The organism is Bradyrhizobium sp. P2_E8 (assembly GCF_056403875.1).
The window spans coordinates 1-728 of record NZ_JBFUES010001784.1; the positions used below are offsets into that span (position 1 = coordinate 1).

Below are 728 nucleotides of genomic sequence, written 5' to 3' on the forward strand. Positions count from 1 at the left end.
GCGTAGGTGGTGACGTGCCCGTAGAAGATCACCGCGGGACGATCCGGGCTCCGCTTCGCCCAGGCGCGCAGATATTCCGTCAAGGGAACTTCGCCGTGCAGATAGTTCGGCGAACGCGGCATGCCCTTCGGCCAGGCCTTGTCCCACAAGCCGCGCAGGGTGGCGAGGTAGTCCTTTTCGCTGAGGCCCGCGTTCATGACGTCATCCCGGTGCTGTTTTTCTTTTCGCGAGGGCACGCGCGTGCCGTCGCTCGGCATCGTTACACGTCGAGCACCGCACACTTCATGTCAAGGAAAACAGTTTTCCGCATCACGGCCGATGCCGCGGCGCGGAAAAAGCAGACGTTACGCCGTGACGAGGCGAACGATCCGCCTTACGGCCGACGGGATCGGCGCGATGACAGGGACAGTGAACATCGGCTGAAGCTCGCGCGCGGCTTCCCCCAGCGGCCCGCCGCCGATGATGACAGCCTCCGCCCCGTCCTGCGCGATGCAGGCCTCGACCGCGCCGGCGAGGGCTGCACGCAGCCGCGCCGGATCGCGCATCAGCTCGTTCGGATCGCCTTCGGCAAAGCGCGTGCCGGTGTAGCACGATCGCAATCCCAGCGTGTCCGGCAACGCGTCGATCTTCGACTTGAGCAGCGGCGTCGTGGTCGCCACACCGAAGCGGCGGCCAGCTTCGGCGGCCTCCAGCATCGACGACTCGCCGATGCCCACCGCAGGCAGCCT

1 protein-coding gene and 1 pseudogene are annotated in these 728 nt (G+C 66.6%); both read right to left on the reverse strand.

Annotation, left to right across the window (positions count from 1 at the left end):
* Positions 1-197 (reverse strand): annotated as a pseudogene (locus tag AC1D00_RS43885) (AMP-binding protein); the annotation flags it as partial.
* A 147-nt stretch (positions 198-344) separates the two neighbouring features.
* Positions 345-728 (reverse strand): aspartate/glutamate racemase family protein (locus AC1D00_RS43890; RefSeq protein ID WP_477015039.1); only part of this gene is annotated, 384 nt, incomplete at its 5' end.